Source organism: Amedibacterium intestinale, assembly GCF_010537335.1.
GTDB classification, from domain to species: Bacteria; Bacillota_I; Bacilli_A; order Erysipelotrichales; family Erysipelotrichaceae; genus Amedibacterium; species Amedibacterium intestinale.
The window spans coordinates 1,590,312-1,609,816 of the sequence record NZ_AP019711.1 but is presented as its reverse complement, the minus strand read 5'-3'; the positions used below and the strand labels follow the sequence as shown (position 1 = coordinate 1,609,816).

The window sequence follows — 19,505 nt, the reverse complement described above, 5'->3', positions numbered from 1 at the left end:
TATGTTTTTATAGGAGAAAAGAACAAAAACATATCGGTTTTTAGTATAATAAAAGAAAGAATGAAGGTGTGTAATATGAGTGCCTATATTGAATTTCGAAATGTAAAAAAAGTATATAAAATGGGAGAGGTAGAAATTGAAGCACTGGCAGGTGTGGATTTTTCTATTGATAAGGGTGAATTTGTTGTGATTGCCGGAGCAAGCGGTGCTGGGAAAAGTACGATTTTGAATATACTTGGCGGTATGGATTCACTAACAAGTGGAAATATTTTTGTAGATGGAAAAGAAATCAGTGGATATACTTCCCGTCAGCTGACAACATATCGTCGATACGATATTGGATTTGTCTTTCAGTTTTATAATCTGGTACAAAACTTAACAGTAAGAGAAAATGTGGAACTTGCAACACAGATTTGTAAGGAACCACTGGATATTGATCAAACAATTGAAGCCGTTGGTTTAAGGGAGAGAAGCAGAAATTTCCCTGCACAGTTGTCTGGGGGAGAACAGCAGCGTGTTGCCATTGCACGTGCTTTAGCAAAAAATCCTAAGTTATTGTTATGTGATGAGCCAACCGGTGCTTTGGATTATAATACAGGGAAACAGGTATTAAAACTGCTGCAGGATACTTGTCGAAAACAGAAAGTAACGGTCATTGTGATCACGCATAATCTGGCACTTGCGCCAATGGGAGATAAAGTTATTCATGTAAAAAATGGAAGAATCGAAAGTATTGAAATTAATGAAAATCCTATGCCTGTGGAAAGGATTGAATATTGATGAAATCTGCATTATGGAAAGACATATTGCGTGAGATACGAAAATCGAAAGGACGCTTTTTTTCGATTATGATGATCGTTGCGATTGGAGTTGCTTTTTTCGCAGGGGTAAAAGGAAGCGTTCCTGATATGAAATATACCGCAGATAAATATTTTGATGATTATCAGGCACAGGATATTCAGCTGGTATCTAGCGTAGGTTTCACAAAAGAAGATGTAGAAGAAATTCGTAAAGTGGAGGGTGTCGAAGGTGTGCATCCTACTTATACAAAAGATGTCGTGACAAATAAGGATGCCCGTCAATACACGTTGAAAGTGATGGGGATGCCTTCTAAAGATAAACAGGGAAGTATAGATGATGTGAATAAACTTCGTCTTGTGGAAGGAAGATTTCCTGAAAAAAGCGGAGAATGTGTTGTAGAAAAATCGACGTTAACAGAAGGAGATTTTCATATCGGAGATACAATTACGCTTTCCAGTGGAAATAAAGAAGATATCAAAGATTCTTTGAAAACAGATACGTATAAAATTGTAGGAACGGTATATTCTCCTGTATATTTATCAGATGAAAAAGGAAGTACGACCATAGGTAGTGGAACCATTGATTATTTTATCGTTGTACTGGATGATGAATTTACAATGGATTATTATACAGAAGTTGGAGTAACCGTAAGTGGTGCAGACAAGTATAATTCTTATGAAGATGCCTATTTTGATGTAACGGATAATGTAAAAAATCGATTACAGACTTTAGGAAATGATCGTGTAGAACTTCGTACAAAAGAAATACAGGATACTGCAAAAAAAGAATATGAAAAAGGGGAAAAGGAATACGAGCAGTCAAAGAAAACTTTTGAGGAAGAAATGACAAAAGCACAGGCGAAACTGGATGCTTCCAAAGATACACTTTTGGTTTCAGAGGCAACCTTAAATTCTTCCAAGCTTTACGCACAGCAGGAAGTTGCCAATGCGAAATCACAGATTGCGATGCTGGAAAGTGCATTGACACAGGTACAGGCAAAACAAAAAGAATTAAGTGTACAGATTCAAAGCAAAGTAGATGCAGCAAATGCACGATTAGATGAACTGTATGCGCAAAAGAAAGTATATGAGGATATTATTTCGTATAATGAAAATCGAAAAATAGAGTTGCAGGCAAAACTGGATGCAGCGAGCAGTGAAGAAGAAAAGAAACTGTATCAGATGCAAATTGCTGTTTGTGATGAAACAATTCAAACAACAAAGGAATTGGAAAAAACATTGGAAGACTCAATTTCAACCGTGAGAGGAACTTTGCAGGAAATTCAAAAACAGCTGGATGATGTGGATAACTACAGCAAGGAATTAACGACCATGTTAGCAGATGCCAAGCAGGAATTAAAAGACAAAGAAGCTTTGGCGAAAGAACAGAGTGCATCTGGGGAAGCACAGATAAAAGAAGGAAAACAAAAACTTCAAGAAGGGCAGAAAGAATTGCTGCGTCAAAAAACCTTGGGAGAAGCACAGTTAGAACTTGCAAAACAGAAACTGGATAAGGCAAAAGCACAGTTATCCAATCTTCCAGAACCACAATGGTATGTACTGGATCGTCATAAACAGTATGCGTATATGGATTATGGAAGTGTAGCAGATCGCATGGATGGTATTGCGAAAGTATTCCCATTATTCTTCTTTCTTGTCGCAGCACTTGTATGTTTAACAACCATGACACGTATGGTAGATGAACAGCGTGGAAATATTGGTACGATGAAAGCCCTTGGCTACAGTCAAGGAGCAATCGCACTAAAATATATTGTGTATGCGTTTGTTGCAGGTGTGGCTGGTTCTATTTTAGGATGTTCTTTAGGTATGTATATCTTCCCGCTGGTTATTTTCAACGCATGGAATTTAATGTACAATCTTCCCCCATTATCCTTTGTATTACAGCCAACATTGATGTTTGGTGCCAGTGCGCTTGTTATTGGGGTAACAATACTGGCAGCTTTTGCGGCAGTTTACAAAGAACTCATGGAAGTACCTTCCCAGTTAATGCGGCCAAAAGCACCAAAAGAAGGAAAGAAGATTTTTTTGGAAAGAATTCCATTTTTATGGTCTTCCTTCAGCTTTACCCAAAAGGTAACTGCCCGAAATATTTTCCGTTATAAGAAACGTTTCTTTATGACTGTCATTGGTATTGCAGGATGCAGTGCTTTGCTGGTAGCAGGGTTTGGTATACAAGACAGTATTTCTGATATTGTTTCCAAACAGTATGAGGAAATCTTTCAATACGATGCGGTTATTACTTTAGATGATGGTGCAACGATACTGGAAAAAGAAGATGTTATTGACAGTATGAAAGAAGATACGCGTTTTAAAGAAGTCTTAGGTGTCACACAAAAACCGGTAACGATAACTTCTGATAGTGGAGAGGATAGTGCAGTCACTGTTGTTTCTCCTGGGGATATAGCAGAATTTTCAGATTTCACAAGTCTTCGTCATCGTGGGAGTAAAGAACTTTTACCATTAGACGATGATGGGGCATTGATCAGTGAAAAACTGGCAATGAATCTTGGAGTAAAAAAAGGGGATGTGATTTCTTTAAAAGATGCAGATGGTATCTCATATGATGTCAAAATTAATGATATTGTGGAAAACTATGTAGGACATTATATCTACATGTCTCCTATTTATTATAAAGAAGTATTTAAAGAGAGACAAAGCAATAATGCTGTGTATACAAAATTAGCAAGCAATGATGAAAAAGTGGAAAATGAATTGGCACAGGAATGGATGGGGAAAGATCATGTTAGTAGTGTTTCCATTTATTCGGGAATGGCAGAAACTTTCCAAGATACACTTGATTCTTTAGGGTTTGTTGTTGTGGTTCTTGTGATTGCGGCTGGATTACTGGCATTTGTTGTATTGTATAATTTAACGAATGTCAATATATCAGAACGTATTCGAGAAATTGCGACGATAAAAGTATTAGGCTTTTATGATAAAGAGGTTAGTGCCTATGTTTATCGTGAAAACATTATTTTGACGATCATTGGTGCTTTGGCAGGTCTTTTACTTGGTATTGGATTACATCATCTAATCATGGGACTTGCGGAAATGGAAAATGTCATGTTTGGAAGAAACATTGATGGTATTTCCTTTGTCGTATCTTTCTTTATTACGATGTTATTTGCATGTATTGTAAACCTTGTTATGTATCGTAAATTAAAGAATGTCGCAATGGTAGAATCACTAAAATCTGTGGAATAAAAGTTTTAAATAAATCCGCCAATTTCTTGTAAAATCATATTTTTTAGCATATAATATGAATAGGCAAAAAAGAAAATAGGCCACAGGAAATAAAAAAGGAGTGCTAGCGACACTCCTTTCAGGTTGTTGACAAAGTAGTCGACAACCATTTTTAAATATGATAATATAAACACGGCAGAAAGATGACTTCGTAAGCCAAAAAATTGTTGCTCTTTCTGCCTTTTATTGTGCGAAGATGATATAATTATAATGGCTTACGGAGGAGATTTTATATGGCAATGACAAGAAGAAATAACAAAAACGATAGTATTATATTAAATACAATAGAAGAATTAGTACCGCAGGATCATGATATCAGAATGCTGGAAAGCTGTATCGACTGGAATTTTATCTACCCTCTTGTAGAAAATCTTTACAGTGATGTTGGAAGACCAAGCATAGATCCTGTGGTTCTTTTTAAAATGATCTTCATCAATATTATTTTCGGAATAGGTTCAATGAGAAAGACCTGCAGAGAAATACAGGTAAACCTTGCGTATCGCTGGTTTCTGGGAATCTCCATGGATGAAAGGGTGCCAAATTATTCTACCTGGAGTCAAAACTATATCCGAAGATACGGTGACAGTGAAGTGTTTGAAAAAATATTTGATCAGATATTGAAACAGGCAATCTCTTATGGCTTTGTAGATATGGAAACTGTATATGGAGACTCCACACATCAAAAGGCAAATGCGAATAAAAACAAGTATACAGATGAAGAAGTTGAAATTATGAAGAAGATATATGAAAACGATCTGCTGGATGAGATAAACAGGGATCGTGAAGAACATGGGAAGAAACCAATTAAAAAAAACGAAAAAGAAGAATTAAATTTTGATGAAGAAACGGGAAAACTGAAAAGGGACATACAAACAAAGCATATCAAAATCAGTAAAACAGATTCGGAGAGTGGCTGTTTCCATAAAGGTGAAAAAGAAAAATGTTTTGCTTATTCACATCAAACATTTTGCGATAGAAATGGATTTGTACTGGCAAGCGTATGTGTTGCGGGAAACGTACATGACAGCGTATCTTTCTTTTCAGCGTATAAAGTATTAAACGATAAATATATGGATCAAATAAAAAATGTATGTCTGGATGCAGGATATATAACACCAGCAATATGTAAGACGATATTAGAAAATGGGCAAAAAATGTATGCGCCTTATAAAAGACCAATGACAAAGAAAGGATATTATAAGAAGTACGAGTATGTATATGATGAAGGATATGACTGTTATCTGTGTCCAAATAATAAGGTGCTGTCATACAGCACGACAAACAAGCTTGGATATAAAGAATACAAATCAAATCCAAAGGATTGTGAGAACTGTCCTTTAAGAGGAAGATGTACATCATCAAAGAACTTTCAGAAAGTAGTGACACGTCATGTATGGGAGGAATACCGGGAGGAGGTAATGGATGAGATAAGACATACACCGGAATGGAAAGAAATCTATCCAAGGCGTAAAGAAAGCATAGAGAGGGTGTTCGCAGACTGTAAAGAACATCACACGTTGAGATATACCAGAGTAAGAGGGCTACAAAAAAATCAGCATCAGTCGCTGATGATTTTTGCGTGTTATAATCTAAAAAGAATGTCCAGATGGAGGTGGAAAAACCTCTCTAAAACTGTACAAAATCTAATAAAAAGCACAATTTTAAATTATTTTAAGAAAAAAGAAAAGCGATACTTGTTTATAAGTACCACTTTGTCAACAATCTGAAAGGAGTGCTAGCGACACTCCTTTTTTATTATTGTTGCCTTTATTTTCTGTCTAGAAATTTGCAGATAAAGTATGTAACAATGCCTGCTGCGACAGAGGAAAAAAAGAAAATAGTATCTCCACAGGAAATCACCTCCTTCCTGCTGGTTGGAGATTGGCAACGAAGGGATTATATCACTATACAGGGGAAAGATGTATCTATTTTACGGGATAAAATGTAGAGTAATTGTATTCGTATTTGTACTTATTTTATTTTTATCAAATAATATATTAGATAAAAATAAAATTTATTGTTGTATATTTATGAAATATCTATATAATATAATTATAAAACAAGATGTTTTATAAACATAAAATGAGGTGATAGAATGAAAATAGGGTATCGTGATGTATGGAAGTTAAAAGCATATCGATGGAATTTGATAGCGGGAATGATTGGAAGACTGGGGGATTCCATTGATATGATTGGTTTTAGCTGGATGATGTATGGTTTAACAAAATCTACACTTTATACAGCAATCGTCTTTGGGGTAAATATGCTTCCTACGATTATACTGCAGCCATTTGCTGGTGCAATGATTGAACGCATATCGAAAAAGAAAATTATTGTATTATGTGACAGTGCCAGATTTGTCTTAACAACGTTTGTATTGTTTTTATATATGTGTGATATGTTGAATCCAGTATTCTTGTTGTTTGTTACCTTTCTTAATAATTTATTTGAAGCATTTCGTATGCCAGCTGGAACATGTTTTCTTGCGGATACATTGCCACAAGACATGTATGAGCAGGGTGTATCTTTAAACCAGTCAACTTCCAGAACATGTGAACTGATTGGAACTGGTTTGGCAGGGGTTATCATCGCAGGTGTTGGTGTAAAAGGAACTTTGTTTTGTGATCTTTTAGCGTTTCTTATCTGTGCACTTATGATTTCTCGAATTCATCTTACAGAAAGCAATGTTGCAGATAATGTACCCATTAAGCAGCATATAAAATCCACAATGATACAGATGAAGGAAGGTCTGCACTATATGATGAGAAAACGAGTTGTATTGATTATTGCGATAACGGCATCACTGTTAAATGTTGGATTGGTTCCTTTAAACAGTTTTGAAGCTGCCTATGTACAAGGTGCTTTAAATGGATCTGCAATACTTTTATCTGGATTATCTGTTAGTATTTCCTGTGGAGGAATTATCGGTGCCTTCCTTTATCCATATCTTCATGAGAAAATCTCCAATAAATGGATGCTTTTATCCATCGGAGTTATTTTAGGTGGTTATAATATCATACTTGCAGCTTTACCTTATGTGGAAAATAGGATGTGGATTTGGATAGGGTTGCTAGGTAGCAGTTTTCTTCTTGGAATTACGGCCGGTTGTGGAAACGTACTTGCGTCCAGCAGTTTTATGATGCATGTAGAAAAGGAATATCTTGCAAGGGCGAGTGCTATTTTTAGCGCTGTTGCATGTGCATTTATGCCTGTGGTATCATTTGTAGTAGGTGCTATCAGCAAGATAACAGATATTCTTCCTATCTTCTTTGTGTTTGGAATAATATTTATTCTTCTGTTTATCTACATGTTTCGTATAAAAAAAATGGATGAAATTTAGGGGGTATAGATATGGCAGTTTATAAGCATCACTTTTGTATGGCAGATGAGGTTATCTCATTTATAGAAAAATACTACAATGCGCCTAAGAACTTTGAAAAGTTAAGACAGAATGCGAAAGGCGAAGAAGAATATGCGATGATTGATCGCTTGCTAATGATGATGAAAGAAGTGGGCGAAACATTTAAAGAAAAGTTTCAGGAAGATGAATACTTGTTTCAATTTCTGCAGGAAGAAGATGATCTTACACTTTCATCTTTGTTATGCTATGCGTATTGTGATTACAAGGAAGAAACACTGGATAAACAGTTGGCTTCCATGCGAAAAAACGCAAAAGAAAATCCAAAAGCATTTTTAGATGTTTTATTATCTACACATTTAGAAATGAAAGAACAAATTTCGCATGATGGAGAGTTATTAAATGAAATTGATCATATACCATACACAGATGCAGTAAAATGGAATGTATGGAAAATTCATACGAATGTGGAAAAGTATGTTGAACATTTATGTGAAATTATACAGGAACTATATCCACTATTTGAACATTATAAAGATATCTATGCGTATTATGGAAAACGCTATGAAGAAGAAATCGCTGCACTATATGAAGGAAAAGATTTGTATTCCTATCTATGTACAAAATTTGATTTTCACATAGAAGCAGAAGGAGAATATATATATCCATCTGTTGGAAAGATCTTAAGTATTTCGTTTATTGACTGCAAGCCAAAAGACATCATCATACGTTATGGTGTGGGCATGGTGAATAAACTTATAGAAATTCAGCAAATTAGCAAAGAAGAATTGTTTTTTGGATTAAAAGTATTAGGAGATACCAGCAAGTTTGAAATCCTGCAGCTGCTTGGGAAAGAAACGTCTTATGGAGCACAGCTGGCAGAAAAACTGCATTTATCTACACCTACGATTTCTTATCATATGCAGGCTTTAATTAATGCACGTTTTGTTATTTTTGAAAAGAAACAAAATCGCTTGTATTATCGAATGAATAAAGAATACCTGCAATATTTCTTAAAACAGGTAGAAGAAAGATTAGGGGTATGATCCTATGTATGTTGGGTATGTGGAAAGTGAAGCTGGTCTTATTGAAGTAATCAGTGATGGAACTGCGATTGTTCGCTGTGGTTTTGTATCTGAAAAACAAAAAGAAAATAAGGATAAGTTGTGTGTGGATGCTATCCAACAGCTGGAGGAATATTTAAGCGGGAAACGAAAGGTATTTGATCTCCCATTAAAAGTGGAAGGAACTGCATTTCAGAAAAAAGTATGGAAAGCGTTATGCAGCATTGCTTATGGAGAAACTCGCTCTTATAAGGAGATTGCGATACAAATTGGAAATGAGAGGGCATGCAGAGCGGTAGGTATGGCAAATAATAAAAATCCGATTGGAATTCTTATACCTTGTCACAGAGTTATTGGTACCAATCATAAGTTAGTTGGTTATGCTGGTGGATTGGATAAGAAAGAGTTTTTACTGAAACTGGAAAAAGAGAATAAATAGCATATAGTGATTTTAAATGAGAATGTGGAATCTTACATGGGGTTATGGTATAATCATTATCGTTAAGTGCCCATAGCTCAATTGGATAGAGTATCAGATTCCGATTCTGACGGTTGCAGGTTTGATCCCTGACGGGTGCGACATAAAGAAAAGAAGCCTCGCGATTAGCGAGGTTTTTATAATGTTACCAAGAAATAATAACTTTTTCTTTATTTTTAAAAGTTAGATATCGTTTTTATGTTGTGTAAAGGAACGGAGTGTTCTTTACAATGACTTATAATTTCTTTTGCTTAACAAGTCCATGATGCTAAATTATAGAGAATGGAAGCTTAAAGTTTGTAATTATATACTTTCCAAATAAGAAAATTACGTATTTTATGTTAAATACGTAAGGAATAGGTGGTAAATTCAAATTTATCATAACGATGTCTTGAAAAAGAATACTCAAAAGGGATTCCGTTGTCTAAATATGCAATTTGCTCAATTTCGAGGACAGGTTCCTCTTTTTCTAATAAAAGATATTTGTGATCAGTTTCGTTACTAATACATGCTCGTGTAATTTTTTTTGCGGAACCAATACGTAGTTTTAAATCTTTTTCAATATAGTTGTAAATAGAACTGTGTAATATATCTTCATTTATTCCGGGAATTAAAGCAGGATTCATATATGTTTGTTCTAACACGCATGGATCATTATTGATATATCTTAAACGATAAATAGAGTATAAAGGTTCATTAGGTTTCATATTTAAGAAATTGGCTATCGTTTCATTTGCGAAAATGAGTTTAAAATCCAAAATCTTAGATGTTACGCTGTTTTTAGCAGATTTTGTAAGACCTGTTAGCTCTCTTTCTGATAAAGTGATTCTTTGATGTGTATTAGTGGAGTTCATTACAAAAGAACCAATGCCTCGCTTTCGAAATAGTAGCCCTTCCTGTACTAATATGTCTAGAGCTTTTTTTATTGTCATACGGCTACAATTGAATTTTTTACAGAGTGTCAACTCATCACTAATTTTCTGATTAGGTTTCAGTGTACCATTTTCTATTTCTTCTTTAAAAATATTATAAATTTCTCTATATTTTGTACTCATTTATATATCCACCCTTTCGCATATTAGTTTTTTATATTATCCCATAAAATACTATATTTTGCAAATTAATATATACTTAAAAAATAAATATATATATTTATTATAAATATGTCTAGACAAATAAGATTAAAAGGTATATACTACTTATGTAGAGGAGGAAAGCTTATGAATAAAGAGATTCATTTTCCTAAAAACTTCTGGTGGGGAGCTGCAACGAGTGGTCCACAAAGTGAAGGAACTTTTGAAAAAGCCAACGAAAATGTTATGGATTATTGGTTTAGAACAAAACCAGAAGATTTTTTTAATGGAGTAGGTCCTACAGTAGCAAGTGATTTTTATCATCACTACAAAGAGGATCTTGGATTGTTGAAGCAGATTGGCTTTAATTCTTTTAGAACATCTATTCAATGGTCACGCTTAATTAAAGATTTGGAAACAGGGGAACCAGATACACAAGGTATTACATTTTATAAGAATGTAATTGCTGAAGCAAAAAAACTAGGTATTGAATTAGTGATGAACTTACATCATTTTGATATACCTGTACACCTGCTTCAAAAATATGGCGGATGGGAGAGTAAGCATGTTGTAGATTTGTTTGTAAAATTCGCACGTGTAGCTTTTGAAGAATTTGGACAAGATATTAAATATTGGACGACCTTTAATGAACCAATGGTAATTCCAGAAGCTGGATATTTATATGGGTTTCATTATCCAAAATATATAGGTAAAGGAAAAGAAGCCGTGCAGGTTATGTATAACATTAATCTTGCTAGTGCTAAGACAATTGCTTTATATAAAAGTATGAATCTTCCAGGTCAAATTGGTATTATCTTGAACTTAACGCCTGCCTATCCACGTAGTGATAGTGAGGAAGATTTGAATGCAAGTCATTTTGCAGATGATTTCTTTAATCGTTCTTTTTTAGATCCGGCAGTAAAAGGTAAATTTCCAGAAACATTAGTGAAAGTACTTGAAAAAGATAATGTACTTTGGGATTCTACAGAAGAAGAAATGGAAATTATATATCATAATACGGTTGATTTTTTAGGAGTTAATTATTATCATCCTAAACGTGTAAAGGCACAAGAGCATCCAGAAAAATATATAAATCCATGGAATCCGGATAAGTATTTTGAAGAATATGAATGGCCAGAAGCACGCATGAATCCATATAGAGGATGGGAAATCTATCCTCGAGCTCTATATGACATTGCTAAAAATATCCAGGATAACTATGGAAATATTCCATGGTTTATTAGTGAAAATGGAATGGGTGTTGAAGGTGAAGAAAAATATAAAGACACAAACGGAAATATTCAAGATGATTATCGAATTGAATTTTATAAAGAGCATTTAGCGTGGCTTGCAAAAGCAATTGAAGAAGGTAGCTCTTGCTTTGGATACCATACATGGACTGCTTTGGATTGCTGGTCATGGAATAATGCTTATAAAAATCGATATGGATTTATATCTATTGACTTAGAAACACAGAAGCGTAATATAAAAAAGAGCGGATATTGGTATAAAAAAGTATCTGAAAATAATGGTTTTCTTTATGATTTAGAAGAAGAAATTAAATAGGAAGGGGAATTTTATGGATAACAATAAAAGAAAATTCGTAGATAAATTTACAATGTTTGCTGCGAAACTAGGAAACGAAATTCATTTACGTTCATTACGAGATGCATTCGCAACAATGATGCCATTATACATTTTGGCTGGGCTTGCGGTATTATTGAATAATACTGTATTTACTTGGATTTTCTCAGGGGATACTCTTGCGAATGTACAGTATTGGGGAACAGTGATTGCGAATGGAACATTAAATGTTTCAGGTTTATTGATTGCGGCAATGGCTGGTTACTATATGGCACAAAACAGGGATTTTAAAAATCCTTTATCTGCAGCATTGGTTTCTATGGCAACTTTAGTTGTTATGATGCCAAATACTGTAAATGTTCAAGATGTCAATGGAAATTTGGTTGATGTAGCAGGTGTTCTGCCTTTTGCTAATTTAGGTACTGGGGCAATGTTTGCTGGTATCATTATAGGATTACTTTCAACGGAGGTTTTTGTAAAAGTATCAAGCATAAAAAAATTACAAGTGAATTTAGGGGATAATATTCCACCTGCAGTAGGAAGTTCATTTAATGTATTAATTCCTGTTATTATTGTAATGAGTTTATTTGCAATTGTTTCAGCACTGTTGTTTAATATAACTGGAATGAATTTAATCAACTTAATTACTACATTTATTCAAGAACCTTTACGTCATATAAGTACAGGATTATGGGGATGTATCATTCTTTATTCATTAGGAAATATGCTATGGTTCTTTGGTATCCATCAATCAGTTATCTATAGCTCTATCTTAGAACCACTTTTGATTATCAATATTACAGAAAATATTGCTGCATTTAATGCAGGACAGGAAATTCCAAATATTATCAATGTATCTCAAGTAGCAACATTTGGTTTAATTGGTGGTTCTGGATCAACTATCTGTTTATTGATTGCTACATTTATCATTGGTCGTAGTTTAGTTACTAAAAATGTTGCAAAATTGGCAATTGCTCCGGGTATCTTTAATATCAATGAACCAGTAATCTTTGGTTATCCAATTGTGTATAACATTTCTTTGATTATTCCATTTGTGCTAGTACCAGCTATGGGTATCTTTATTAGCTACATGGCAACGGTAACTGGATTCATGGATCCTTGTGTAGTACAGATTCCTTGGACTACTCCACCTTTATTATCAGCATTTTTAGCGACAGCTGGTGATTATAGAGCAGTTATTGTACAGGCGGTTATCATCATTTTAGGTATCTTAATTTATATTCCATTTGTTAGAATTAATGACAAAGTATTAGCAAAACAAGCTGAACTTGAAAATAGTAAAATGCAGGACGAATAAATAATATGAAACATATTTTATTAGTATGTAATGCAGGAATGTCAACAAGTATGTTAGTGAACAAGATGAAAGAAGAAGCAAAAAAACAAAACCTTGAAGTTGAAATTGAAGCAAAATCATTAACTGAAGCAAAAAAAGATTTATCGGGTGTAGATTGTATTTTGATTGGACCACAGATTCGTTATGAGTTAAATAATGTAAAAGCTGCAGCAGGAAATATTCCTGTAGATACTATTAATATGCAGGATTACGGTTTGATGAATGGAAAGAAAGTGCTGGAAACAGCATTGAAAATGATAGGAGAATAATTTATGGGTGAAATGGAACAGATTTGTTTTCAAATCATTTCTTGCAGTGGTACAGCAAAATCCATGTATGTAGAAGCAATTCAAAAAGCGAAAGCAAATGATTATGTGGGTGCCAAACAGTTAATGGAAGAAGCAGAAAATATATTCGTGGACGCACATCATGTACATGCAACTTTAATTCAGAAAGAGGCAAGTGGTGAAAAAACAGAGTTTTCATTACTGTTAATGCATGCAGAAGATCAAATGGCTTCATGTGAAACAGTAAAATTACTTGCACAGGAATTGATTGAGTTATATCAGAAATAAAGTTAAGTGAACGTTCCATAAAGGAATGTTCACTTTTTTTGAAAGGATGATAAAGATGCGAGAAACAATGATTTATGATACAGATGTTTATCAAATACGTAAAGATATTCTTAAAAGAATGCTTGAAATCATAGATAATAGAAAAAAAGTAAGTACTGTTTTTTATGGAGATTCAATCACAAAATACATGGATATTGATCACTATTTTTCTTTTGAAGCAGCAAATTGTGGGATTGTAGGAATTAGTAGTGATATGCTTTTACATTTTGTTGATGAAGCGGTCATAAAATATTGCCCAAAACAAGTATTTATAATGATAGGTACTAATGATTTAGGCAATACAACTATGACAAGCCCACGTCAAATTGCTATGAATGTAAAAGAACTTATAGAAATTATTCATGAGAATTTACCAGAATCAAAAGTCTATTTGATTAGCTGTATTCCTTGTATAGAAAAAATACATGGATACCAATATAAAAAGCAAGGTTTAAGGAGTAATGATATTCTTCGTATGGTATTTGAAGAATATAAAAGAATAATTCCTTATTCCTATGTTTCTTTTTTAGATGTATTTGATTCATTATTAGATGAAAATGGAGTTCCTTTAGAAAATTGTTTTTTAGATGGATTACATTTAACACAAGATGGTTATCAACGTTATACAGATGCGATTAAGAATCAGCTAAAAAAATGTGAGGAGGATATTAATGAAATACGCAGTAGGGATTGATATTGGCGGAACAAATACTAGAGTAGCCCTAATCAATGAAAACTATGAAATAAAGAAAAGAATTCAATTTTCAACGTATGTGAATGATCCAGATAATACAATGGATAAGATAGCGGAAACAATTCAATCCTTTGAAACAGATATTGTGGGAGTAGGAATGTCTTGTCCAGGACCATTAGATCTTATCAAAGGAAAAATTCTTACTACACCAAATTTACATGGGAAATGGCATGATTGTGAAATAAGTAAAAAGTTAGAAGAAAAAATACATATTCCTGTATATTTGGAAAATGATGCAAATTTAGCAGCACTTGCAGAAAGTGTCATTGGGGAAGGAAAAGCGTATGACTATGTTCAGTATTTAACAGTATCAACAGGATTAGGTGCAGGTCTTGTTATTAATAAAAAAATTTTTATTGGTGCTCATGGCTTTGCAAATGAAGTTGCTAATTGTTGTATGAAACATGAAGGTCCAAGTCATGGGATGATTTATCCAGGTGGAATTGAAGCTATATCCAGTGGAACAGGAATCATTGAGCAGGCTAAAAAACGAGGATTGAAAGTAGAACATGCAGGACAGGTAAATGATTTAGCAAAAGAAGGGAACAAAGTGGCAAAAGAAATTATGCAAGATGCAAAAATCTATCTTGCAAATTTTATAGCTAATATTCAAGCCTATACAGATCCAGAGATTATTATTTTGGGAGGATCGGTTGCTTTGAAGATTGAAGGTTTTGTAGAAGAAATAGAGGCTATGGTAAAGGAAAGAGTCTATGACGTTGTAAAACCATATGTAAAGGTGCGTAAATCCACATTAAATGAAGACAGCGGATTATTAGGGGCAGCTTGTCTTGTTTTCAACAATTAGAAGAAATAGAAAGATTACTTTGATTAATATGGTATAAATGACATATGGAGTACATTATAAAAATAACTGAGCTAATGATAATGTCATTATTTACTGTGAATTATTCTAATAAAAAGATATAAAATATAGATATTCTATGTGGTGGAGTGACTTACCAGCTAATGAAACATTACTAGGAAAGGAAGAGAAAGTCTTTTGATCTTCCATTAAAAGTGGAAGGAACTTCATTTCAGAAAAAAGTATGGAAAGCGTTATGCAGCATTCCTTATGGAGAAACCACGCTCTTATAAGGAGATTGCGATACAAATTGGAAATGAGAAGGCATGCAGAGCGGTAGGTATGGCAAATAATAAAAATCCGATTGGAATTCTTATACCTTGTCACAGAGTTATTGGTACCAATCATAAGTTAGTTGGTTATGCTGGTGGATTGGATAAGAAAGAGTTTTTACTGAAACTGGAAAAAGAGAATAAATAGCATATAGTGATTTTAAATGAGAATGTGGAATCTTACATGGGGTTATGGTATAATCATTATCGTTAAGTGCCCGTAGCTCAATTGGATAGAGTATCAGATTCCGATTCTGACGGTTGCAGGTTCGACCCCTGTCGGGTGCGCCATAAAGAAAAGAAGCCTCGCGATTTGCGAGGTTTTTGTAATATTACCTGGGAAATAATTTTTTTCTTTATTTCTTAACAGTTAGATAACGTTTTTATGATATGTAAAGGAACCGCGTGGTCTTTACAGTGTCCAATAATTTCTTTTGCATATTGCTTAGCTTCTTCACACGCATTTTCAGTTGCGTAAGAGTGTTCAAACATTTGTAACATTTCCAAGTCATTGCCTCCATCTCCATAAACAGCAACTTCTTTTGTGTTGATATTTAAATAATCAGCTAAAGTTTTAACTGCATTTCCTTTATTTACAGAAATGTCTGTGATTTCATAAGCACCTTTTTCAAAAGGTGCATTTGTAACACAATCCTTATGATTTTCTAAAAAATTATCAAGACGAATTCTTGTTTCTTCATCATGTACACGACAATTCAATTTCAAAATATCTTTTGATAATATTTCTTCTAGGGAACATTCGAATTTATGAGAAGAAATGAAACCTTCTAAAATTTCCTTTGAGAAATGAAGATTTTTCCAGATGTTTGAAGAATAAAAATGCTGTATATATTCCTTCTTTGTTCCTTGAACATATGTATGATCTATAGAAATACAATCAAAATGGATATTAGGAAATTGTGTAAGTATTTCTTTCAAAAAAGCTTTGTCTATTTCTTTCTTATAGAGAATTTCTTTGTTTGGTGCAGCGATAAATGCTCCATTCATACAAATCTTATATATAGGTAAAGTCTCAAATCCAGTATTTCTAAGACTGCCATTTAAATCTCTTCCAGTCGCAATTGTAAAATAAAGATTCTTATTTAATACCTGCTGTATTGAATTAAATATAACTTCATCAGATTCATGAAGTTCATTAAGTAAAGTTCCATCTAAATCAGATGCGAAAAGTTTTATCATATACTCATCACCCCATACCATGTAATTATAACAAAATACCTTCTAATAGAATAGAATAAAATAATTGATAAAAGGTATATACACTTCCATTTGTAACTGTTATTGTTTTATCAAATCGTATATGCTAGTATTTATTTAGAGAAAAGCAATGGTTTACAGAATCGCAAGGGAGAGGAGGAACTATATGATTATGTACATTCTATTAATTGTTGCTGTTTTGTGCTTGGTAGATATCGTTTTTTTCCTAAAGAAAATTTATAATGTTCTTAGAGAAATGCAGGACAAGAAAATGAATCTGTAGAGTAGTAAAAATCATAACTTATTTTAATCTCTGTTTCTTTTCAAAATGTAAAAGAAGATTGTAGTGGATAGCTACAGTCTTTTTATAGAAAATCATTTGAAAGCGTTGACAATCATTTGATTCTTGTTATAATGTAAAAGAGTTGGATAGTGATTGTTTAAGTACAAGCTAAACCTGTTTGCACAGATAGAATTGAGAGAGTTCTTTTTTGTTGCAGATAGGTGTTTTTTATTTATAGGAGAAGGAATATGGAAATTTACAAAATTTTAAATAATAATGTCATTGTTAGCAAAAATGAGCATGATAAAGAAATCATTGCCATGGGGAAAGGAATTGCATTTAAGAAAAAAGTGGGAGAACATATTGAGGATGAATTGATAGACAAGGTTTATACGTTATCTGATGAAGTTTCTTCTAAATTTCAGGAACTTGCTGCAGAAATCCCTGTGGAACATATGAAAATCAGTGATGATATTATCAAATATGTAAAACTTAAGCTTGGAAAGAAACTTAATGATAGCATTTATCTCTCTTTATGTGATCATATTTCTACCGCAATTCTGCGTCATGAAGAAGGAGTAGACGTAAAGAATGTATTGTTGTGGGATATTAAGAAATTTTATAAAGATGAATTTGAAATAGGAAAACATGGATTGGAAATGATCAAAGAAAAACTGAATGTACAGTTAAATGAGGATGAAGCAGGCTTTATTGCCCTTCATATCGTAAATGCAGAAATGGATGAGAAGCTGGAAACGATTTATGAAGTTACAAAGGTCATGCAGGAAATTTTGAATATCGTGAAGTATTTCTTCCATATAGATTTTGATGAAGATTCCGTATATTTTTATCGTTTTATAACACATTTAAAGTTTTTTGCACATCGTTTGATTACAAAAAGCAGTTATCAGGATGAACAAAGTGATGATTTGCTGGATCTAATTAAAATAAAATATAAAAATGCATATGCATACTGCCTCAAAATCAAACAATTTTTAAAAACAAATTATGCATATGATTTATCACAGGAAGAAACGTTATATTTAACAATACATATCGCAAGAGTTGTATATAAGAATGAACGTTCATAATTTAAAAGGAAAAGCAGGAGGTAACTATATATGAAATTTAAAATAAATGAAAAAGGACAGGCAGTAGCAGGGAAGACACAATTGATTGATAAAAAAGCATTTGATAAGATAGAAGGTACACAAATCAGGTGGTTGGGAAATGCCGGTATTATGATAAACAGCAAGGGTACCAATGTTATGATCGATCCATTGCTGGAGGGGTTTGATATGCCGCTTTTAATTGAAATGCCAATGCTTCCAGAAAGTGTTCCCTTTTTAGATGCTGTTTTAGTTACCCATATTGATAATGATCATTTCAGTCGTGTGACTTGTCGTAAACTAAAGGAGAAATGCAAGGAGTTTCATGCACCATACTATGTTGCACAGCAGATGGAAAAGGAATTGCAAATCAATGGAATTGGACATGGAATACACGATACGTTTCAAATAGGAAACATAACTTTCAAACTAACACCAGCATGGCATAACTGGCAAAATGATGTGAAAAAGTATCAGTATAGAGAATGGAAAAAAGAAGAGTATTGCGGTTATTGGATGGAAACAGAAGATGGGACGATTTGGCTGCCGGGGGATTCACGTCTTTTAGAAGAGCATTTGCATATGTCAGCTCCAGATGTTATTTTATTTGATTTTGCGGATAATGATTGGCATATTACGTTAAAAGGTGCGATACAATTGGCAAATACATATCCTAATAGTGATTTAATTTGTATCCATTGGGGATGCGTGGATGCACCAGACATGACGCCCTTTAATGGAAATCCACAAAATATTCTTGACCATGTTGTAAATCCAAACAGAGTAAAAATACTGGCACCAGGAGAAGTGTATGAAGTAAGGAGTAAAAAGAATGAGTAAAACTTTATATTTGATGAGACATGCACAAACAATGTTTAATGTACAGAAAAAGATTCAGGGATGGTGTGATTCCCCACTCACTCAGCAGGGAAAAGAACAGGCAAAGAAAGTATCCGAATATTTTAAAGAACATGGCATATCTTTTGACCATGCCTATTGTTCTACAAGTGAGCGTTGCAGTGATACCTTAGAAATCGTTACCGATATGCAATATACTCGTTTAAAAGGATTAAAAGAAATGTTTTATGGAGAATTAGAAGGAGAAAGTGAACGTTTGAATTGCGATGATCCTGAAGGGTGTAAAACATACTATTTGCAGTTTGGAGGGGAATCCAGTGATGATGTAAAAGATAGAATGATGAAAACATTAACAGAAATCATGGAAAAAGAAGATCATCAAAGTGTATTGGCGGTTTCTCATGGAGGTGCTTGTTTTAACTTTCTTCGAGGTGTACAAGATCCTAGCGAAGAATTAAAAAAGGGTTTTACGAACTGTTGTGTTTTTGTGTATGAATATAACGATCATCACTTTACATTAAAAGAAGTAATACGATAAATGAGGAGAAGATAGC

At 33.6% G+C, this 19,505-nt stretch carries 18 protein-coding genes and 2 tRNA genes; 18 read left to right on the top strand and 2 right to left on the bottom strand.

All coding sequences use genetic code 11. The features are described 5' to 3' along the window. Positions 1 to 75 precede the first annotated feature (75 nt). The 7 genes from A9CBEGH2_RS08200 (at position 76) to A9CBEGH2_RS08170 (ending at position 9,065) form a co-directional block, all read left to right on the top strand. Positions 76 to 780 (top strand): ABC transporter ATP-binding protein, encoded by a 705-nt coding sequence (locus A9CBEGH2_RS08200; RefSeq protein WP_118362047.1) that lies wholly within the window; start codon positions 76 to 78, stop codon positions 778 to 780. Next, on the top strand, positions 780 to 4,025 hold the full coding sequence (locus A9CBEGH2_RS08195; protein ID WP_232057265.1) for an FtsX-like permease family protein: 3,246 nt from the start codon (positions 780 to 782) through the stop codon (positions 4,023 to 4,025). Before A9CBEGH2_RS08200 ends, A9CBEGH2_RS08195 begins: the two co-directional genes overlap by 1 nt. A gap of 272 nt (positions 4,026 to 4,297) precedes the next feature. Then, entirely contained in the window at positions 4,298 to 5,791 is a 1,494-nt protein-coding gene (locus tag A9CBEGH2_RS08190; protein ID WP_115716370.1) for an IS1182 family transposase, read from the top strand. Between the two features lie 368 nt (positions 5,792 to 6,159). Further along, positions 6,160 to 7,404 (top strand): MFS transporter, encoded by a 1,245-nt coding sequence (locus A9CBEGH2_RS08185; protein ID WP_163104573.1) that lies wholly within the window; start codon positions 6,160 to 6,162, stop codon positions 7,402 to 7,404. A gap of 11 nt (positions 7,405 to 7,415) precedes the next feature. Continuing rightward, entirely contained in the window at positions 7,416 to 8,468 is a 1,053-nt protein-coding gene (locus tag A9CBEGH2_RS08180; protein ID WP_163104571.1) for an ArsR/SmtB family transcription factor, read from the top strand. Between the two features lie 4 nt (positions 8,469 to 8,472). Next, entirely contained in the window at positions 8,473 to 8,925 is a 453-nt protein-coding gene (locus A9CBEGH2_RS08175; protein ID WP_115716612.1) for a methylated-DNA--[protein]-cysteine S-methyltransferase, read from the top strand. A 66-nt stretch (positions 8,926 to 8,991) separates the two neighbouring features. Next, positions 8,992 to 9,065 (top strand) — tRNA-Arg (locus A9CBEGH2_RS08170). A 240-nt stretch (positions 9,066 to 9,305) separates the two neighbouring features. On the opposite strand, the gene A9CBEGH2_RS08165 is transcribed toward A9CBEGH2_RS08170, so the two are convergent. After that, on the bottom strand, positions 9,306 to 10,019 hold the full coding sequence (locus tag A9CBEGH2_RS08165) for a GntR family transcriptional regulator (RefSeq protein ID WP_115716613.1): 714 nt from the start codon (positions 10,017 to 10,019) through the stop codon (positions 9,306 to 9,308). Positions 10,020 to 10,184: 165 nt separating this feature from the next. On the opposite strand from A9CBEGH2_RS08165, the gene A9CBEGH2_RS08160 reads away from it, so the two are divergent. The 8 genes from A9CBEGH2_RS08160 (at position 10,185) to A9CBEGH2_RS08125 (ending at position 15,774) form a co-directional block, all read left to right on the top strand. Next, positions 10,185 to 11,603 carry a glycoside hydrolase family 1 protein gene (locus A9CBEGH2_RS08160; protein WP_115716614.1) on the top strand — a complete coding sequence of 473 codons (1,419 nt, stop codon included), beginning with the start codon at positions 10,185 to 10,187 and terminating at the stop codon, positions 11,601 to 11,603. 13 nt (positions 11,604 to 11,616) lie between these two features. Further along, positions 11,617 to 12,939, top strand: a complete 1,323-nt coding sequence (locus A9CBEGH2_RS08155) for a PTS sugar transporter subunit IIC (RefSeq protein ID WP_163104569.1) — start codon at positions 11,617 to 11,619, stop codon at positions 12,937 to 12,939. Between the two features lie 5 nt (positions 12,940 to 12,944). Then, positions 12,945 to 13,247, top strand: a complete 303-nt coding sequence (locus A9CBEGH2_RS08150) for a PTS sugar transporter subunit IIB (protein WP_118277916.1) — start codon at positions 12,945 to 12,947, stop codon at positions 13,245 to 13,247. 3 nt (positions 13,248 to 13,250) lie between these two features. Continuing rightward, on the top strand, positions 13,251 to 13,553 hold the full coding sequence (locus tag A9CBEGH2_RS08145; RefSeq protein WP_115716617.1) for a PTS sugar transporter subunit IIA: 303 nt from the start codon (positions 13,251 to 13,253) through the stop codon (positions 13,551 to 13,553). A 55-nt stretch (positions 13,554 to 13,608) separates the two neighbouring features. Then, on the top strand, positions 13,609 to 14,286 hold the full coding sequence (locus tag A9CBEGH2_RS08140) for an SGNH/GDSL hydrolase family protein (protein WP_115716618.1): 678 nt from the start codon (positions 13,609 to 13,611) through the stop codon (positions 14,284 to 14,286). Next, the gene (locus A9CBEGH2_RS08135; RefSeq protein WP_163104567.1) at positions 14,264 to 15,154 is read left to right on the top strand and encodes an ROK family protein; all 891 of its coding nucleotides are present in this window, start codon (positions 14,264 to 14,266) and stop codon (positions 15,152 to 15,154) included. The genes A9CBEGH2_RS08140 and A9CBEGH2_RS08135 overlap by 23 nt, the downstream gene beginning before the upstream one ends. Positions 15,155 to 15,421: 267 nt before the next feature. Further along, positions 15,422 to 15,631 (top strand): methylated-DNA--[protein]-cysteine S-methyltransferase, encoded by a 210-nt coding sequence (locus tag A9CBEGH2_RS08130; RefSeq protein WP_269473671.1) that lies wholly within the window; start codon positions 15,422 to 15,424, stop codon positions 15,629 to 15,631. Between the two features lie 66 nt (positions 15,632 to 15,697). After that, a tRNA-Arg gene (locus A9CBEGH2_RS08125) sits at positions 15,698 to 15,774 on the top strand. Positions 15,775 to 15,846: 72 nt separating this feature from the next. On the opposite strand, the gene A9CBEGH2_RS08120 is transcribed toward A9CBEGH2_RS08125, so the two are convergent. After that, complete coding sequence (locus A9CBEGH2_RS08120; protein ID WP_163104566.1) at positions 15,847 to 16,683, bottom strand: Cof-type HAD-IIB family hydrolase; 837 nt, start codon at positions 16,681 to 16,683, stop codon at positions 15,847 to 15,849. 549 nt (positions 16,684 to 17,232) lie between these two features. Between A9CBEGH2_RS08120 and licT the strand changes: the two genes are divergently transcribed. The 3 genes from licT to A9CBEGH2_RS08105 are packed head-to-tail and all read left to right on the top strand — an operon-like array spanning position 17,233 to position 19,489. Further along, positions 17,233 to 18,075 (top strand): BglG family transcription antiterminator LicT, encoded by an 843-nt coding sequence (licT, locus tag A9CBEGH2_RS08115; protein ID WP_163104563.1) that lies wholly within the window; start codon positions 17,233 to 17,235, stop codon positions 18,073 to 18,075. Between the two features lie 30 nt (positions 18,076 to 18,105). After that, a complete protein-coding gene (locus A9CBEGH2_RS08110) occupies positions 18,106 to 18,933 on the top strand; it encodes an MBL fold metallo-hydrolase (protein ID WP_118361819.1) in 828 nt (275 codons plus the stop codon). Continuing rightward, positions 18,926 to 19,489, top strand: coding sequence for a histidine phosphatase family protein (locus tag A9CBEGH2_RS08105; protein ID WP_118277488.1), 564 nt, complete (start codon positions 18,926 to 18,928; stop codon positions 19,487 to 19,489). Before A9CBEGH2_RS08110 ends, A9CBEGH2_RS08105 begins: the two co-directional genes overlap by 8 nt. The last annotated feature ends 16 nt before the right edge of the window (positions 19,490 to 19,505 follow it).

What these genes read in the sequence shown, in the direction of transcription:
- A9CBEGH2_RS08200 (WP_118362047.1), top strand. Translation starts at nt 76, where the DNA reads ATGAGTGCCTATATTGAATTTCGAAATGTAAAAAAAGTATATAAAATG.
- A9CBEGH2_RS08195 (WP_232057265.1), top strand. Translation starts at nt 780, where the DNA reads ATGAAATCTGCATTATGGAAAGACATATTGCGTGAGATACGAAAATCG.
- A9CBEGH2_RS08190 (WP_115716370.1), top strand. Translation starts at nt 4,298, where the DNA reads ATGGCAATGACAAGAAGAAATAACAAAAACGATAGTATTATATTAAAT.
- A9CBEGH2_RS08185 (WP_163104573.1), top strand. Translation starts at nt 6,160, where the DNA reads ATGAAAATAGGGTATCGTGATGTATGGAAGTTAAAAGCATATCGATGG.
- A9CBEGH2_RS08180 (WP_163104571.1), top strand. Translation starts at nt 7,416, where the DNA reads ATGGCAGTTTATAAGCATCACTTTTGTATGGCAGATGAGGTTATCTCA.
- A9CBEGH2_RS08175 (WP_115716612.1), top strand. Translation starts at nt 8,473, where the DNA reads ATGTATGTTGGGTATGTGGAAAGTGAAGCTGGTCTTATTGAAGTAATC.
- A9CBEGH2_RS08165 (WP_115716613.1), bottom strand. Translation starts at nt 10,019, where the DNA reads ATGAGTACAAAATATAGAGAAATTTATAATATTTTTAAAGAAGAAATA.
- A9CBEGH2_RS08160 (WP_115716614.1), top strand. Translation starts at nt 10,185, where the DNA reads ATGAATAAAGAGATTCATTTTCCTAAAAACTTCTGGTGGGGAGCTGCA.
- A9CBEGH2_RS08155 (WP_163104569.1), top strand. Translation starts at nt 11,617, where the DNA reads ATGGATAACAATAAAAGAAAATTCGTAGATAAATTTACAATGTTTGCT.
- A9CBEGH2_RS08150 (WP_118277916.1), top strand. Translation starts at nt 12,945, where the DNA reads ATGAAACATATTTTATTAGTATGTAATGCAGGAATGTCAACAAGTATG.
- A9CBEGH2_RS08145 (WP_115716617.1), top strand. Translation starts at nt 13,251, where the DNA reads ATGGGTGAAATGGAACAGATTTGTTTTCAAATCATTTCTTGCAGTGGT.
- A9CBEGH2_RS08140 (WP_115716618.1), top strand. Translation starts at nt 13,609, where the DNA reads ATGCGAGAAACAATGATTTATGATACAGATGTTTATCAAATACGTAAA.
- A9CBEGH2_RS08135 (WP_163104567.1), top strand. Translation starts at nt 14,264, where the DNA reads ATGAAATACGCAGTAGGGATTGATATTGGCGGAACAAATACTAGAGTA.
- A9CBEGH2_RS08130 (WP_269473671.1), top strand. Translation starts at nt 15,422, where the DNA reads ATGGAGAAACCACGCTCTTATAAGGAGATTGCGATACAAATTGGAAAT.
- A9CBEGH2_RS08120 (WP_163104566.1), bottom strand. Translation starts at nt 16,683, where the DNA reads ATGATAAAACTTTTCGCATCTGATTTAGATGGAACTTTACTTAATGAA.
- licT (WP_163104563.1), top strand. Translation starts at nt 17,233, where the DNA reads ATGGAAATTTACAAAATTTTAAATAATAATGTCATTGTTAGCAAAAAT.
- A9CBEGH2_RS08110 (WP_118361819.1), top strand. Translation starts at nt 18,106, where the DNA reads ATGAAATTTAAAATAAATGAAAAAGGACAGGCAGTAGCAGGGAAGACA.
- A9CBEGH2_RS08105 (WP_118277488.1), top strand. Translation starts at nt 18,926, where the DNA reads ATGAGTAAAACTTTATATTTGATGAGACATGCACAAACAATGTTTAAT.